Source organism: Methylobacterium sp. Leaf93, assembly GCF_001422345.1.
Lineage (GTDB): Bacteria > Pseudomonadota > Alphaproteobacteria > Rhizobiales > Beijerinckiaceae > Methylobacterium > Methylobacterium bullatum.
The window spans coordinates 357,395-373,597 of the sequence record NZ_LMMS01000026.1 but is presented as its reverse complement, the minus strand read 5'-3'; the positions used below and the strand labels follow the sequence as shown (position 1 = coordinate 373,597).

General features: G+C 68.1%; 13 protein-coding genes. 1 reads left to right on the top strand and 12 read right to left on the bottom strand.

The window, feature by feature from the left end; genetic code table 11:
- Nucleotides 1-126: 126 nt before the first annotated feature.
- The 7 genes from ASF26_RS15480 to ASF26_RS15450 all read right to left on the bottom strand — a co-directional run bounded on the left by ASF26_RS15480 (nt 127) and on the right by ASF26_RS15450 (nt 8,588).
- Complete coding sequence (locus ASF26_RS15480) at nt 127-1,203, bottom strand: SAM-dependent methyltransferase (RefSeq protein ID WP_056255635.1); 1,077 nt, start codon at nt 1,201-1,203, stop codon at nt 127-129.
- Nucleotides 1,200-2,084: a prolipoprotein diacylglyceryl transferase gene (lgt, locus tag ASF26_RS15475; RefSeq protein WP_018042337.1), complete on the bottom strand. Its 885-nt coding sequence runs from the start codon at nt 2,082-2,084 to the stop codon at nt 1,200-1,202. The genes ASF26_RS15480 and lgt overlap by 4 nt, the downstream gene beginning before the upstream one ends.
- 86 nt (nt 2,085-2,170) lie before the next feature.
- Nucleotides 2,171-4,321, bottom strand: coding sequence for a methyl-accepting chemotaxis protein (locus tag ASF26_RS15470; protein ID WP_056255633.1), 2,151 nt, complete (start codon nt 4,319-4,321; stop codon nt 2,171-2,173).
- A 164-nt stretch (nt 4,322-4,485) separates the two neighbouring features.
- Nucleotides 4,486-6,093 (bottom strand): threonine ammonia-lyase, biosynthetic, encoded by a 1,608-nt coding sequence (gene ilvA, locus ASF26_RS15465; RefSeq protein ID WP_274534497.1) that lies wholly within the window; start codon nt 6,091-6,093, stop codon nt 4,486-4,488.
- A gap of 103 nt (nt 6,094-6,196) precedes the next feature.
- Nucleotides 6,197-6,544 (bottom strand): diacylglycerol kinase, encoded by a 348-nt coding sequence (locus tag ASF26_RS15460; RefSeq protein WP_056255630.1) that lies wholly within the window; start codon nt 6,542-6,544, stop codon nt 6,197-6,199.
- Between the two features lie 4 nt (nt 6,545-6,548).
- Nucleotides 6,549-7,598 (bottom strand): AbrB family transcriptional regulator, encoded by a 1,050-nt coding sequence (locus ASF26_RS15455; RefSeq protein ID WP_056255628.1) that lies wholly within the window; start codon nt 7,596-7,598, stop codon nt 6,549-6,551.
- Nucleotides 7,599-7,628: 30 nt separating this feature from the next.
- Nucleotides 7,629-8,588: a LysR substrate-binding domain-containing protein gene (locus ASF26_RS15450; protein WP_056145884.1), complete on the bottom strand. Its 960-nt coding sequence runs from the start codon at nt 8,586-8,588 to the stop codon at nt 7,629-7,631.
- A 148-nt stretch (nt 8,589-8,736) separates the two neighbouring features.
- Here ASF26_RS15450 and ASF26_RS15445 point away from each other — a divergent pair, with 148 nt between their 5' ends.
- A complete protein-coding gene (locus tag ASF26_RS15445) occupies nt 8,737-10,326 on the top strand; it encodes a catalase (RefSeq protein ID WP_056255626.1) in 1,590 nt (529 codons plus the stop codon).
- Between the two features lie 68 nt (nt 10,327-10,394).
- Here the strand turns inward: ASF26_RS15445 and ASF26_RS15440 are convergent, their stop codons facing one another.
- From ASF26_RS15440 to ASF26_RS15420, 5 genes are all read right to left on the bottom strand, one after another.
- Complete coding sequence (locus ASF26_RS15440; protein WP_244475947.1) at nt 10,395-11,582, bottom strand: MFS transporter; 1,188 nt, start codon at nt 11,580-11,582, stop codon at nt 10,395-10,397.
- Entirely contained in the window at nt 11,579-13,270 is a 1,692-nt protein-coding gene (lnt, locus tag ASF26_RS15435; RefSeq protein WP_156463005.1) for an apolipoprotein N-acyltransferase, read from the bottom strand. Before lnt ends, ASF26_RS15440 begins: the two co-directional genes overlap by 4 nt.
- A 116-nt stretch (nt 13,271-13,386) precedes the next feature.
- Nucleotides 13,387-14,511, bottom strand: a complete 1,125-nt coding sequence (locus ASF26_RS15430) for a hemolysin family protein (RefSeq protein WP_056255624.1) — start codon at nt 14,509-14,511, stop codon at nt 13,387-13,389.
- A gap of 36 nt (nt 14,512-14,547) precedes the next feature.
- Nucleotides 14,548-15,039 carry an rRNA maturation RNase YbeY gene (ybeY, locus tag ASF26_RS15425; protein WP_056255621.1) on the bottom strand — a complete coding sequence of 164 codons (492 nt, stop codon included), beginning with the start codon at nt 15,037-15,039 and terminating at the stop codon, nt 14,548-14,550.
- A gap of 5 nt (nt 15,040-15,044) precedes the next feature.
- Nucleotides 15,045-16,115, bottom strand: coding sequence for a PhoH family protein (locus ASF26_RS15420; RefSeq protein ID WP_187273295.1), 1,071 nt, complete (start codon nt 16,113-16,115; stop codon nt 15,045-15,047).
- Nucleotides 16,116-16,203 lie beyond the last annotated feature (88 nt).

The following is a 16,203-nucleotide window of genomic DNA, read 5'->3' as shown; positions in this document are numbered from 1 at the left end:
AACGCCGAGATCGTATCGCCGATCAATTGCGTACCCTGAACGGCCTTATGGGACCGTGCGCGCGACCTTCCGGGTCGCCGTGCTCAGCGCCTCGATCCCGGCGGCCAAGCCATGAAGATCGCGGTCTTAGGCCGAGGCGAAACCGCTGAGAGCGGCCAGTCTTGGATCAGCGATCCCGATGGCCTGGAACAGGCTGCCCATTCCTCTTTTTTCCGACGCGGTCAGGCGATGGAAGGCGGCGTCGACCGCTTCGGCCTGTGCTTGGCTCGCCACGCCCTTCAGGCGATCCGCGCGCTCACGCAGGCCCAGGTTCAGGAGGAACCCCCGCTGGTCCAAGGGACCATCGACTCGGGCTCCCTCGCCGATCGCGGCCCTCCCGAGGGCAGCGAAATCGACATGGGTCGTCAGATCCGCCTCGCCGGGAGCCAGCAGCGGATCGGTGAAGCGATGGGCGGATACCGCCTGGAGCGTATCGCCGAATCCAGGCCGCACATGGCCGTAATCGATGGCCAGGAGCGCGCCGCCCTGAGTGACGATCCGGCGGCTCAAGCTCCGCACGATGTCGAGGGCCGGTCCGGGAACGGTCATCAGCGCCCCGACCGGCGCCTGGACCGCGATTTCCCGGTCGGGCTCCGCCGCGAGACCGAAGGCGAGGCGACCGCCATCCGGAGAGAGGCCGACGAGGCGTTCGCACCAGCCGCGCTCCGTCCTCAGGAACTGGCGAACGGGGAGGGCGTCGAAGAACTCGTTGGCGATGACGATCATCGGCCCATCGGGCAGGGTCTCGATGCCATCGTGCCACGTGGGTGAAACGACGGCGAGGCGGGACGCCTGCGCCGCCCGAAGAACGGGGCTGGTCTCGACGAGGTGAATGGCGGGCTTCCAATCGGGTGCCGCGCGGTTCAAGGCCCGCAGGGCGTCGGCCATCAGCGTGCCGCGACCGGGGCCGAGTTCCGCCAGGACGAGGTGGCTCGGTCCGCCCATGGCAGCCCATGTCAGGGCGATCCAGATACCGATCAACTCGCCGAACATCTGGCTGATCTCGGGCGCGGTGACGAAATCGCCACGGGCGCCGAGCGGATCGCGGCTGCGGTAATAGCCGTGGACCGGATGTCCGAGGCAGAGCGCCATGTAACGGGCGATGCCGATGGGGCCGGTCTCGACGATTTCGTCGCGGATCTCGGCGAAGAGCGGCGTGGTCACGCTGCGTCGGCCCGTACGGTCTCCGCCTGTTCAGGGCGCGGCTGCGTCACGCCGCGGGCGGCGAGGACGATATAGGCGATGCCGATCAGGGCCATCGGCACGCAGAGCAGCATCCCCATGGTGATACCGCCATAGCGCCAGTCCCCGGTACCGAAGAGGTATCCAAGCTGCCGGTCGGGTTCACGAAAAAACTCGCAGAACGTGCGGGCGAGCGCGTAGCCGAGGACGAAGAGTCCGCCGAGGAGGCCCGGCTTGCGGAAGCCGAAGGCGCGGACGGCGATGGCCATCACCACGAACAGGAGAGCCCCCTCCGTGGCCGCCTCGTAGAGCTGGCTCGGGTGCCGCGCCAGCGGGCCGCCCGAGGGAAACACCACCGCGTAGGCGAAATCCGGGGCGATCCGCCCCCACAGCTCGCCGTTCACGAAATTGGCGATGCGACCGAAGAACAGGCCGATGGGAACGACGACGGCGGCGAGATCGAGAAGGGTATAGGGAGACAGTTTTCGCGAGCGGGCGAACAGCACCATGGCCAGGACGGCACCGAGAAAGCCGCCGTGGAAGGACATGCCGCCGTTGCGGATCGCCAGGATCTCGAGGGGATCGTCGAGATAGAGCGGCAAATTGTAGAACAGGACGTAGCCGATGCGGCCGCCGAGGACGACGCCGAGGGCGACCCAGACGATGAGGTCGTCGATATCGTTGAGGCTCGGCCGCCGCACGACACCCCAGAACCGGTCCGCCGCCACCAGCCGGCGGGCATAGAACCAACCGCCGACGAGGCCGGCGATGTAGGACAGGGCGTACCACTTGATCGTGATCGGGCCGATCGCCACCGCCACCGGATCGATGGCGGGAAAGGGCAGGGCGAGCAACGGCGGCATCGGCTGGCCTCCAGGAATGGGGCCGGCTTTGGACGTGCCGGGCCTCCCGCGTCAACCCTCGGGCGACGCGGGAGGCCCATGACGGGTCAGGCGGCCCGCACCGTCGCGAGGAATTGACCGACTTCCGAACGCAGGCTGTCGGACTGGGTCGACAGATCTTCCGAGGCCGTCAGGACCCGGCCGGCGGAGGTGCCGGCCTCGGCCGCCGAGCGGGCGACCTCCTCGATATCCGTGGTCATGGCGCCGGTACCGGCCGAAGCCTGCCCCATGTTGCGGACGATCTCCTGCGTCGTGAGGCTCTGCTCCTCCACGGCCGCGGCGATGCTGCTGGTGACCATGCTCATGCTCTCGATCCGCGAGACGATGCCCTGGATCGCGCCCGACGCGCCGTTGGTCGCGCCCTGGATCGCCTCCACCTGCTGGTGGATTTCGGCCGTGGCGCGGGAGGTCTGCTCGGCGAGGCTCTTCACCTCGGCCGCCACGACGGCGAACCCGCGTCCGGCTTCGCCCGCACGCGCGGCTTCGATGGTCGCGTTGAGGGCCAGCAGGTTGGTCTGCGATGCGATCTGCTGGACCATGCCGACCACGTCACCGATGCGCGTTGCGGCGACCGACAGCGTGCGCATGGTCTCCGCGGTACGGCTTGCTTCCTCGACGGCGGAGCGGGACATGTCGGCGGCCTGCTCGACCTGACGTCCGATCTCCTGCACCGTCGCGCCGAGCTCCTCGGCGGCGGCGGCCACCGCGTTGACGTTGCCGGCGGTCTGGTGGGCGGTGGCGGCGACCGACGTCGAACGGCTGACCGTGCCGTCCACCGTCATGGTCATGCTGTTCGACGCATCGTGCAGGCTCGCCGAGGCGGACGACACGCCATCCACGATACGGCCGACGGAGCGCTCGAAATTGTCGGCGAGTTCGTTGAGCAGGGCGCGGCGCTCGATCTCCGCGCGCATGCGGGAGGCCTCGGTGGTGCGAAGCTGCTGAGCCGCATCTTCCAGCGAAATGTCGCGGATGGTGACGACGGCGCGGGCGATGTCGCCGATCTCGTCGGCACGACGGCTGCCGGGAACCTCTTCGAGGATCTCGCGGCGAGCCAAGGCCTGGAGGGCACGAGCGAGGGCGCCGAGGGGCCGGACGATGCTGCGGGCGAAGAGCAGGCCGAGAAGAGCGGTGGCAGCGAGAACCGCGAGAGCCGACATGAGCAGCGACTTCGTCAGGCTATCCACGGAATGGAGCGCCTCGCCCTGGGCCTGCTCGGCGACGATGGTCCAGGGCGAACCCAGCATCGAGATCGAGGCGGTGGCGGCCAGGCGGGCCTTGTCGCCGCTGCCGTAGACGAAGGGCTTGCCGGACTTCAGGTTCTCGGCATCGAGACCCGTCGTCGCGACGGGCATGCCCGCCTTCGCGGATGCGTTCAGGGGCGGGTTGCCGCGCAGCAGGCCATCGGAGCCGACGGCCATCACCTGTCCGGTGGCACCCAGGCCGTTTCGCTCGGACAGCGAGGCGTCGAACAGGGCGGGCGTCACGCGCAGCACGAGAAAGCCGATCCGCGAGGCGGCCTGCCCGGTTCCCATGGCGACGTTGGCGCGACGGTAGATGCCGCGACCGAGGAAGGCGGAGGGACCGGAATCGGCGGGATAGGCAGTGAAGTCCTGCGTCAGAACCGTATCGGGCTCAGCGGTCTTCAGGCGCTCGATGAGTTTGGCGAGGCCGGTCTTCTGAAGCTCCGGCTCCGACAGGTTATGGGTGAAATCCGCACCCTTCGTGGTGGTGTAGACGATGCGCCCTTCTTCATCGACGAAGAGAAGGTCGGCATAGCCGGGACGCTCCACGAGCTTGCGCGCCACTTCCTGCACTTTCGCATGGCGACGGCCATACATGGTGCCGGTGCCCTCGACCGCCATGCGTTCCTGCGCGGTCGTCGGGCTGGTGAAGGCCTGCACGAGGCCGGCATAATCGGCCTTCGCCGGATCGAGAGACTCGACCAGATCGCCGACATTGCTCGAAACCTGATTGTTGCCGGCGGTGGCCACCAGATCGCCGCGTGCCCGATCGGCGATCAGTTCCAGGCCGATCTTGCGGGCCGTGGCGGCGAATTCCAGCCGTTCCTGCACGGCGGAGATCAAGCCGGACTTGGCTGAGTACCAGCTCAGGCTGCCCATGACGGCGGTGCTGACCATCGCCAACCCCACGATGATGACGGGCAGGCGGACATTGAGACTGCTAACGATAGACATAAGAACGGAAGCCCCTCGATAAACTGGGGTGCAAATTATCCTATGACAAATTTAGAAAACGTTCCTTTGGGGCGGGGCTGCGTACTTTTCATGCTCGAAAAATGCTGTTTCGGCATTGCCCGGCCTCCATGAGGGAAGGCCGGGACAAGCATCACCGACAATGCTCAATGGGCGGAAGCGGCCTCGGAGGCAGCGATTTCCGGCCGGGCGACCTCTCCTGTCGCCAGGAACAGGCGGTACGCGAGATTGTCCGTCTCATCGACGCAGGGGTATCCGAGAGCATCCAGGGCGGCGTCGAAACGCTGGCGCTCTTCGGCGGGCACGCTGATCCCGGCGAGCACCCGGCCGTAATCGGCTCCGTGGTTACGGTAGTGGAACAGGGTGATGTTGAACCCGTCCGCGAGGCCGTCGAGGAATCGCAGGAGGGCGCCCGGCCGCTCCGGAAACTGGAACCGGTAGATGCGCTCGTCGGCGAGTTCGGCCGAACGGCCGCCGACCATGTAGCGGATGTGAACCTTGGCCATCTCGTTGTCGCTGAGATCGACCACGCTGTAGCCGTCGGCCCGAAGGCCGGCGATGAGATCGCGCTTTTCCGGGATCCCGCCGGGCAGGTTGATGCCCACGAAAATCTGCGCCTCGGCGGAGGGCGCGTAGCGGTAGTTGAACTCGGTGATCGCACGCGGGCCGAGATGGCGGATGAACGCGCGATAGGCGCCCGCGCGCTCGGGGATCGTAACGCCGAGGAGCGCCTCGCGCTGCTCGCCGATCTCGGCACGCTCGGCAATGTGGCGCAGACGATCGAAATTGAGGTTGGCTCCCGACGAGATCGCCACCAGCGTCCCGGCCGAGCCGCCCTCGCGCGCCGCGTAGACCTTCGCACCGGCCAGAGCCAGCGCGCCGGAGGGCTCGGAGACCGCGCGGGTATCGTCGAAGATGTCCTTGACCGCCGCGCACATGGCGTCGGTATCCACGGTGATGACCCCGTCGAGATGCTCGCGGCAGAGGCGGAAGGTCTCCTCGCCGGCCTGGCGCACGGCGACGCCGTCGGCGAACAATCCTACGGTCGGCAGCACGACACGCTCGTCGGCGGCCAGGGCCGCCGCCATGCAGGCGGCATCGTCCGGCTCGACGCCGATGACCTTGGTCTCGGGCCGCAGGTACTTCACGAAGGTCGCGATGCCGGCGGCGAGACCGCCGCCCCCGACCGGCACGAAGATCGCCTCGATCGGTCCGGAATGCTGGGTCAGGATCTCCATGCCGATGGTGCCCTGGCCGGCGATCACATCGGGATCGTCGAACGGGTGGAGGAAGGTGAGCCCCTGCTCGCCTTCCAACTGGCGGGCATGGCCGAGCGCCTCGTCGAACGTATCGCCGAACAGCACGACCTCGGCCCCGCGCGCGCGGCAGGCATCGACCTTGATGGCGGGGGTCGTGCGCGGCATCACGATGACGGCACGCACGGTGAGCCGAGCCGCCGCGAGAGCAACGCCCTGGGCATGGTTTCCCGCCGAGGCGCAGACGACCCCGCGCGCCAGCACCTCGGACGAGAGACCCGACATCTTGTTGTAGGCGCCGCGCAGCTTGAACGAGAAGACCGGCTGCAGGTCCTCGCGCTTGAGCAGGACCGGGCGCCCCAGACGCGCGGACATGCGCGGCATGGGATCGAGCGGGCTCTCGATGGCGACGTCGTAGACGCGGGCGGTGAGGATCTTGCGGATGTAGTCGGTCAAGGAGACGCGTGCTCCGTCGCAGGTCTGGGATCGGTGTCGGATGAGCTTCGGGATACGCCCGTGGGACGGAAGAAGCGAGGGGCGATCCCCCGGCCCGGTGGGACAAGGCGCCGCCCGTCGCGGAGATGGCGAGGGAGCGACGGCTTTAGCAGAACCTGTCGATGGCGGCCGCCAGCCACACCAGGGCCACCAGAGCCTGCGCCATGAAGGCGCCCGCGGAGGCGAGGTCCTTCACGACGCCGATCCTGACATGGCGATCGGGGTGGAGGTGGTCGCAGAGCTTCTCGATCGCCGTATTCAGAAACTCCGCCGCCAGCATCGCGAGCAGGCTCGCCAGCAGTGCCACGCGAACCCAGAGCGTCGACCCCATCAGCAACGCGGCGGGAATTCCGATCACCAGCAGGACGAGTTCAAGGCGCAGTGCCCGTTCGGTCCGGGCGCCGAAGACGAGGCCGCGCCAGGAATTGAGGAAGGCGAGATAGAGCGCGTGCATGGGGTCAGCGATCCGCGGGAGCGCCGCGGGCGATCCATTTCGCGAGAAGCGGGCCGGTGAGGAGCACCACGAACAGGCGCAGGGTCTGCACGGCCAGGACGAAGGACACGTCGGCCTTGGAGCCCACCGCGATGATCGCCACGGAATCGAGCCCGCCCGGACTGGTGGCGAGAAACGCCGTGAGGAAGTCCACCGGCAGCAGGAAGGTGAGGCCGTACGCCCAGCCGCCGCACAGGGCGATGACGGCGAAAGTGGCGACGAGGATGCCCGGCAGGGCGGCGAATGTCTCGCGCAAGGTCTGCGCCGTGAAGCGCAGACCGACATACCAGCCGATACAGGCATAGGCGAGGTCGAGGAGCGGTTCGGGCAGGGCCATCGAGACGAGGCCCGTGGCATGGAGGACGGCGCCCAGGATCATCGGCCCGACGAGGGCGCTCGCCGGCAGGCGCAGGAGCCGGGCCAGCGCGACGCCGATCCCGGCGACCGCGAGAGTGGCGAGAACGGGCAGGATGCCGGTATCGGCCAGGGCAGCGGCCTTCGCGGTGCTCGACGTATCGGTAAGGATGCGGGCGACCACGGAGGCCGAGAGGACGACGGCGGCGACGCGGACGTATTGCATGAAGGCGACGAGGCGCGGGTCCGCGCCGTATTCCTCGGCCATGGCCGTCATGGCGGCGGCCCCACCGGGGGAGGAGCCCCAGGCGGCGGTGCTGCCGGGAAGGATCCGCAGGCGGGTCAATACCCAGCCCACGAGGGCGCCGGCCATCACGGTGACGAGCACCACGGCGAGGATCAGCAATCCGTCATCGAGGAGCGTCCCGACGATGTCGGCGGTGACCGCCTTGGCGACGAGGCAGCCGATGATGGCCTGCGCCGCCTGGAACCCGGGCCGCGCCAGCGACAGGCTCGCCCCGCCGACCCCGAAGGCGATGGCCACGAGCATCGGCCCCAGGAGGAGCGCCGCCGGGAACTGTGCCAGCGTGAGGCCGTAGGCGATGGCGGCCGAGGCGGCGACGAGCGCCGTCCAGAGGCCGAGGGAGCGCGGGCTGAGCACGGGAAACCGATAGTTGGGAAGTGCCCGCCGTTACACCGGATCGGCGCCACTGTCACGGTTCGCCCCGGCATCGTCGCGAAACGCCGCGGTCCCGGCGGGGGCATGCGCCCTGAAGAAGCCCGCCAGATGCGACAGGCCGGCGGCGCGCGGATCGCTGGACCGCCAAGCGAGGGCGATGGTCCGGCCCGGTCCATCCACATCGAAGCTGCGCGTCACGGTGAGGCCGCTGGCATCCGCCCCGGCCGGTACGGCGAGGGCGGGGAGGAGGGTGTAGCCTGCGCCGGCGGCCACCATGGAGCGCAGAGTCTCGAGGGAGGTGGCGTGGCGCCCGGCCGCCGAGCCGGCGCCGCACGCGGCGACCGCCTGATCGCGCAGGCAGTTGCCTTCGTCGAGGAGAAGCAGGTCCGGCCCGGCGATATCCGTCGCCCGCAACGCCCCACCCTGTGCGAGGGCATGGTCGGCGGGGCAGGCCAGCAGGAACGGCTCGATGAACAGCGGCGAGACGGTGAGCCCGGAGGTCGGTACCGGCAGGGAGATCAACGCGGCATCGATCCGCCCGTCACGCAGGCCTTCCAGGATCTCCGCGGTCCTGGCCTCGCTCAGCGCCAGGGACAGGACGGGAAATTCCTGTCGCAGCGTCCGAAGTACGAGCGGGAACAGGTAGGGGCCAAGGGTCTGGATCGCCGCGAGGACGAGGCGGCCGGTGAGCGGCGCGCCGCGCCCTTCGCTCGCCAGGGCCAGCAGGCGTTGCGCCTCCGCCAGAACCGTGCGCGCCTGCCGGACGATGCTCTGTCCCGCCGGTGTCAGCATGACCCGCCGGTTGCCGCGCTCGAACAGGACGACGCCCAGGGCCTCTTCGAGCTTGCGCACCTGCACACTCAACGTGGGCTGACTGACGTTGCAGCGTTCGGCCGCCCGGCCGAAGTGGCTCTCGTCGGCCACAGCCACGGCATATTCCAGATCCCGGAGGGACAGACCCGATACGTTCATAGGCTCTATCTATCGCAGCCTTTGCGACGATGCATTAGCCAAACGATCCGGCGCGGTTCATAAGGGTGTCTCAGAACGATTCCAGGATGGCGTAGCGGCGCCGCATGCCCGATCCGGATCGTCCCGACATTTCAGGAGAGAGTCCCGCATGAGCGATCAACGCCCGATACTGACCACCCGCCAGGGCCATCCGGTCCGTGACAACCAGAGCACGCGCACGGTCGGCGAGCGGGGACCGGCGACCCTCGAGAACTATCAGTTCATCGAGAAGATCACTCATTTCGACCGTGAGCGTATTCCCGAGCGCGTCGTCCATGCCCGCGGCGCCGGCGCCCATGGCTATTTCGAGGCCTATGGCAAGATTGGCAACGAGCCGGCTTCCAAGTATACCCGTGCTCGCGTGCTGAACGAGACCGGCGTGAAGACGCCGATGTTCGTGCGCTTCTCCACCGTGGCCGGCGCCAAGGAGAGCCCCGAGACCGAGCGCGACCCGCGCGGCTTCGCGGTTAAGTTCAAGACCGTCGATGGCAATTGGGATCTCGTGGGTAACAACCTCAAGGTCTTCTTCATCCGCGACGCGATCAAGTTCCCTGACATGATCCATGCGTTCAAGCCGGATCCGGTGACGAACCGCCAGGAGCCATGGCGCTTCTTCGACTTCGTGGCCCAGCACCCCGAAGCCATCCACATGGTGACGCATCTGAAGTCGCCCTGGGGCATTCCCGCCAACTATCGCGAGATGGAGGGCTCGGGCGTCAACACCTACAAGCTGGTCAACGACCAGGGCGAAGCCGTGCTCTGCAAGTTCCATTGGGAGCCCAAGCAGGGCATCCGCAACCTGACCTCGGCCCAGGCCTCCGAGATCCAGGCCAAGGATGTCGGTCACGCGACCCGCGACCTCTACGACAACATCTCCAAGGGTAACTTCCCCGAGTGGGAATTCTGCGTGCAGATCATGCCGGACGGCCCGAACGACCACCTGTCGTTCGATCCCCTCGACGACACCAAGCTTTGGCCGGTCGAGGACTTCCCGCTTCTGCCCGTGGGCCGCATGGTGCTGGACCGCGTGCCGGACAACTTCTTCGCGGAAGTCGAGCAGTCGGCCTTCGGCACCGGTGTGCTCGTGGACGGCATCGACTTCTCGGACGACAAGATGCTCCAGGGCCGGACGCTGTCCTACTCGGACACCCAACGTTACCGCGTCGGTGCCAACTACCTGCAGCTGCCGATCAATGCGCCGCAGCCCGGTGTTAAGGTCTATTCGAACCAGCGTGATGGCCAGATGACCTATTCGGTCGACGGCACCGGTCCGAACCGGCACATCAACTACGAGCCCTCGACCCTGGTCGAGGGCCTGCGCGAAGCTCCGAAGCCCGCCAAGGACTATCACCAGCCGGTCCAGGGCCAGCTCGGCCGCTACCAGACCTCGCGCACCGAGGACGATTACGCCCAGGCCGGCGTCCGCTACCGTTCATTCCAGGATTGGGAGCGTGACGACCTGATCGCCAATCTCGTCGGCGACATGAAGCAGTGCCCGGAGCCCATCCAGCTGCGGATGGTCTGGCACTTCTGGCATGCCGACGAGGATTACGGACGTCGCGTCGCCGAAGGTGCCGGCATCGATCTGGAGAAGGCCAAGGCCCTGCCGCCGCTTCCGGGCCGCGCGGCTCCGGGCAAGCGTCTCCAGGCCGAGACCTACACGGACGGCAGCCACGCCCACCGCGTCGCAGCCGAGTAAGCTCCGGTCATTCGGACTGAGCCATGACCTCCCCGCGATCCTCGTGATCGCGGGGATTTTTTATGGGATCATTCCGCGGCGGGAGGCGCTCCGACCTTCCGGTCACGGCCCGCGCCGAGGGCGAAAATTCCGGACGCCACGGCAATGGCGCAGAACAGGCCGGCCGAGACGCGCCAGCCTCCGAACAGGTCGTGCACCAAGCCAAAACCCAATGGGCCGAGGGCGGCGATGGAATAGCCCACCGCCTGGGACATGGCCGAGAGATCGGCCGCGCCGACCACGTCGCGAGCGCGCAGCACCACGATGGTGAGGGCGAGACCGAACAGGCCGCCGATCCCCAGCCCCAGCCCGATGCCGAAGGGAAGAACGAAGGCGACAGGGCCATCGACGAGGGCGATAAAACTCGCTGCCGAGAGGGCGAGGAGGGCGATCGCAATGCCGCGCTGGTCCCGCAGCCGCGCGGCGAAAGCCGGCACGAGGAGGGCACTCGGCGCCTGTCCGATGCTCATGATCGAGGTGACAAATCCGGCCTCCACCGCCGACAGGCCACGACTCTGCAGCACGACCGGGAGCCAGCCGAAGGTGATGTAGGCAAGGGACGATTGCAGGCCCATGAAACCGGTGACCTGCCAGGCGAGGGAATCGTGCCAGAGCGGGCGGCGGCGGGTGGGCGGCGGCCCCTTCTCGCGGTGGGGCACGAAGACGATCCAGGCGATGGCCGCCGCCACGGCCGGCACGGCCCAGACCGCCATCGCCCGCGTCCAGCCTCCGAAGGCATCGGCCAGGGGCACCGCCGATCCGGCGCCCGTCGCCGCGCCGAGGCAGAGGACCATCGTGTAGAGTCCGGTCATCGACCCGGCCTGCCCAGAAAAGTCGCGCTTCACCAATCCGGGCAACAGAACGCCGGCAAGGCCGATCCCGACGGCCGCGAGACAGGCCCCGGCAAACAGGGGAGGGAGCCCTCCGAGCCCGCGCAGGGCCGAGCCGAGGGCGATGACCAGGATCGCAACCAGCACACCACGCTCCGCCCCCGTTCGGCGGACCATGACCGGGCCGAGCACGCAGGCGAGACCGAGGCACAGGACCGGCAAGGTCGTCAGGAACGCCGCCCCCGTGGCGGTCAGGCCAGTCTCGGCGCGGATGGAATCAAGCAGGGGGCCGACGCTGGTGAGAGCGGGGCGCATGTTGAACGCGACCAGCATCATCCCGAGCCCGACGAGGACCGGGCGGGCGTTGCGCAATGTGGGATCGGTCACGCGATGCGGCGCCTTACCAGGAGGGCGATGAGGCCGAGGCCGGCGAGCATCCCGGCGAAGGGCAGGTCACGTAGAACGGCATAGGGGGTGCGGCCGGGCAACCGGATGGGGAGATCCGCGTCGAGGATGCCCTCGACACCCACGGGCAGGCGCGCTGTGATGCGCCCATACGAATCGACCACCGCCGAGATGCCGGTATTGGCGTCGCGCACCAGCGGCAATCCTTCCTCTACGGCCCGCAGCCGGGCCTGGGCGAAGTGCTGGCGCGGCCCCGGCGTATCGCCGAACCAGGCGTCGTTGGTGAGGTTCAGGATCAGCCCCGGAACGGGCGTCAGGCCGTCGGGCGCGTGTCCGGGCAGGATCTCGCCGGGAAAGATCGCCTCGTAGCAGATGGTGGCGACGACGGGGGGGAGCCCCGTCACGTCGAGGAGACGCTGGCCGGAGCGGCTGCCAGGCGTGAATCCGCCGGGGATCGATACGAACTGGCGCAGGCCCACTGCCCTCAAGGCGGCGTCGAGGGGACCCGGCAGATACTCGCCGAACGGGACGAGATGAACCTTGTCGTAGATGTCGCCGAGCTTCGGACCGGACGAAATCGTCAGGATCGAGTTGAAGAAGCGCGGGCGTTCGTTGGGCAACGTCTCCTCGGCGCGGGCGGCGCCGGTGATGAGTTGCCGCCCGGCCGGAAAGGCGGCGGCGATTCTGGCCAGGGATTCCGGATCGCGCTGGATCAGGAAGGGAAACGCCGATTCCGGCCAGATCACATGGGTGACGTCGGCGATCCCGGTCCGGTCCGGGGCGGCGGCGCGGTCACTGAGGCCGATGTACCAGTCGATGATGTCCGCCCGGTTCTCGGGCCGGAACTTGGCGTCCTGGTTGAGGTTCGGCTGCACCAGCCGCAGACGTACCCCCGTCACCGTGGGCGTGGGGGTCGCGGGCAGGCGCGCGGCGCCGATGAGAGCCATCACCGCGAGTCCGGCACAGGCGACCAACGCCGGAGCGTAGCGTCCGCGCGCCGTCTCGCCCGTGGCGAGGGTGGCGGGCGCGGCTGCGATCAGGACGGCCAGAAGCGTGAGTCCATAGAGCCCGATCGCCGACGCGGATTGCATCAGCCACAGGTTCTGCCCCAGAGCCATGCCGAGCGTGTTCCAGGGAAACCCGGTGAAGAGGTGGCCGCGCAACCATTCGCAAGCGGAAAGGCCGATGGCGAGGGCGGCGATCCGCGAAAGTCCAGGCGACCAGAGGAGCCGCGCCAGCGCGAATCCCACCGCATAGAACAGCGCCAGTACGGCCGGCAGGCCGATGACACCGAGGGGCAGCGCCCACAGGAACTCGTCGGCTTCCACCAGGAAGGCGGAGCCGAGCCACCATAGGCCCGCGGTGAGATAGCCGAAGCCCCAGGCCCAGCCGATGACCGCGCAGGCGATAACGGCACCGCGATTGCCCCGCCGCCCCGTCGCCGCCCCGTCTATCAGCCAGACGGCGATGCTCAGCGAAACGACGAGGGCGGGCAGGGCGCCGAAGGGCGGCATCGCCAATGCGCCGACGGCGCCCGCGGCGGCCGCTACGAGCAGGCGGCGCCAGCCGGAGGTGAGCATGATCCATTGCGCGAGGTGAGCGAGCGGCCCCGTCGCGCTTCCGCGCACGGGCGCTTGGGGCGACCCGGCACCGTCGAAGGCGTAGCTCATCTTCGGGTCATCCCGGCTGAGGCATCAGCCCGAGACGCGACCGTCACGTTTCGGGAAAAGCTGATGTGAGACGAAAACCTGTGCAGGATCCGGGGCGTTCGATCCGGAACGAGGCGCTACGAGGCTTCGGCGATCGGACCGCTGCTCGGAGGCGGCAGGGCCAGGGGTATGAGCGGGGCGATCTTCATCGGGCCGCGATGCAGCCGCAACCGCTTCACCCGGCGCGGGTCGGCGTCGAGCACCTCAAATTCGAGGTCGCCCGGCCCGGTGATGAGTTCGCCGCGCGAGGGAACGCGTCCGGCGAGCGTGACGATGAGGCCGCCGATCGTGTCGATCTCCTCGGCCATCTCGCCCACCGCGGCGACGAGATCGACACCGCTCACCTCGGATACCTCGGCCAGTCCGGCGCGGGCATCGGCGATGAACATGTCGGCATCGCCCTCGACGCGCTGAACCAGGTGCCCTTCGGCCACGTCGTGCTCATCCTCGATATCACCGACCACCATCTCGATGAGGTCTTCGATGGAGATGAGCCCGTCTGTCCCGCCATATTCGTCGATGACGAGGGCCATGTGCGTGCGCGTCGCCTGCATCCGCACCAAAAGATCGATGGCGGGCATGGACGGCGGAACGAACAGGACGGGACGCTGGATCCGGGTCGATGCCAGGGTCGCCGAGAGATCGACGTTGCCGAGGTTCAGCGCCTTCAACGCGCGGGTACTCCGGCGCGGGCGTGGGGGCACGACGGCGGCGACATCGCCCGACGTGTCGGGGAGGGCGCTGGCCACGGCGGCGCTCGGACGACGGGGGGTCGCTTCGGCCTTCGCTGCGATGTGATCGACGAAATCGCGGATGTGGACCATGCCGCGCGGGTCGTCGAGGGTCTCGCCGTAGACCGGGAGCCGCGAATGGCCGGCTGTGCGGAAGAGCTTGAGCAGATCACCGAGGCTCGTCTCCATGGAGACGGCGACGATGTCCGCGCGCGGGATCATCACGTCGTCCACCCGCACCTTGTGCAGTCCGAGGACGTTCTTGAGCATGGCCCGCTCGAGGGGGGAGAACACGTTCTCGCCCGAATCGGGTTCGGCCAGCGCATCCTCGATGTCGTCGCGCAACGAATCGCGCGGCCGGAGATGGAAGGCGTGCAGCAGGCGGTCGTACCAGGGCTCGCGCGCCTGCGCCTCACCGTCACCGCTACTAGGCGCAGCCAGAGCCGCGCCGCGACTTCGATCGTTCGTCATGTCTCTCTGATCTGGGATTGCGGGCGGAATCGCCCCTCAGTCGGCATAAGGGTCTGGAATACCGAGGCCGTGCAGGGCTTCGGTCTCCAAGGCCTCCATGGCGTTCGCATCCGCGTCGCCGGTCTCGTGGTCCTGGCCGAGAAGATGAAGAGTGCCATGGATCAAAAGGTGCGCGAGGTGATCTTGAAGCGGTTTTCCCTGCTCGGCACTCTCGCGCAGCATCGTGTCATACGCAAGAACGACATCGCCGAGGGGCACCGCAACACCCGCATGGGCGGGTTGCGGCGGAGCAGGAAAGGACAGGACGTTGGTGGGCTTGTCCTTGCCGCGCCAGGTCCGGTTCAGGTCCTGGACCACGGCATCGGTGGTGAGAAGCACGCTCACCTCCACCGGATGATCCGGCACGTCCGGGGCGATGGCGATCCCCGCCTCGACAGCACGGACGACGAAGGCTTCGAGATCCGGCACCACCGATCCCCAGCGGGGGTCCTCCACGGCGACGTCGATCTCGGATTCGATCTCGGGCATCGACGTCAGGCCAGGGGACGGCGGCGTGACGTGGGCGAGCGATCCGCACCGCCCTCGCCATGGGCGGCGGTTTCATAGGCCGTCACGATGCGGCGAACGAGGTCGTGGCGCACCACGTCGACGTCGCGGAAGGTGACCCGGCCGATCCCCTCGACGCCGTCGAGGATGTTCACGGCCTCGACGAGGCCGGATTTCTGGCCGGGCGGGAGATCGACCTGGCTCGGATCACCGGTGATGATCATCCGCGAGTTCTCGCCGAGACGCGTAAGGAACATCTTCATCTGCATCGAGGTGGTGTTCTGGGCCTCGTCGAGAAGGACCACCGCGTTGGTCAAGGTCCGCCCGCGCATGAAGGCCAGGGGCGCGATCTCGATGACGCCGGTCTGCAGGCTGCGGTCCACGTGCCGTGCCTCCATGAAGTCGTAGAGCGCGTCGTAGATCGGGCGCAGGTAGGGATCGACCTTCTCGCGCATGTCGCCGGGCAGGAAGCCGAGACGCTCGCCGGCCTCGACGGCGGGGCGCGACAGGATCAGACGTTCCACATGGCCCTGTTCCAGCAGGGACACCGCGTAGCCCACCGCGAGCCAGGTCTTGCCGGTGCCGGCGGGGCCTTCGGCGAAGACGAGTTCGTGGTTGCGAAGGAGCTTGATGTAGGTGTCCTGCGCCGCGTTCCTGGCTCGCACGGCGCCGCGCTTGCGCGTGGCGATCTGGTCGAAATGCGGACGGTCCGGCTCGGCACTCACTTCGGCGGTGGGGAAGAGGTTGCCCTGAAGCGTCGTCTCCTGGATCGCGCCGTCGACATCGCCGAGGGTCAGAGCGGTGCCGCTCGCCGTCACGCGGGCATAGAGCCGCTCGAAGACTTTGCGCGCCTTCTCGGCGGAATCCGGCGGCCCCTTCACCACGAGGTGGTTGCCCAAAGCCGTGGCGGTGACGGCGAGGCGTCGCTCGATATGGGCCACGTTCTGGTCGTACTGGCCGAAGACGAGGCTCGCGAGCCGGTTGTCGTCGAAGGTCAGTGATACGTCCACCGTCTCCACGATCTCACCTATCCGCGCCGCTGGCCCACGCCCCCGCAAGGCCCCCCCCCGTCCACTCAGACCGTCAGATGCCGGCACGCAGAGTCTCCTTGCTGTGGGTCTCGCGAACGTTGCGAGTGATTTGAGA